The organism is Vibrio sp. HI00D65, assembly GCF_001635455.1.
Lineage (GTDB): Bacteria > Pseudomonadota > Gammaproteobacteria > Enterobacterales > Vibrionaceae > Vibrio.
In genome coordinates this window covers 1-219 of sequence record NZ_LWEH01000496.1, presented here as the reverse complement: position 1 = coordinate 219, position 219 = coordinate 1, and the positions used below count along the sequence as shown (strand labels likewise).

Below are 219 nucleotides of genomic sequence, written 5' to 3'. Positions count from 1 at the left end.
TTACATGACAAGCTTGAAAAGTGACAAGTTGTCCGCACTGCACACAATCACTGCCAGCAGGATCATTATCTAATTTGCCCTTATAGTAATTAGGGTAAACGTCTGTAATTTCTACCCACATACGTTCAACCGAAACTTCGTCAGAACCTATGTTCTCTTCCATGCTGAAAATTAGCTTTACCAAATCGCCTACTTTAAGAGATTCCCTGTCTTCTTTTT

General features: G+C 39.3%; 1 pseudogene. It reads right to left on the bottom strand.

Annotated features, from left to right (window positions below):
• A pseudogene (locus tag A3712_RS23090) lies at positions 1-219 on the bottom strand (DUF2314 domain-containing protein); the annotation flags it as partial.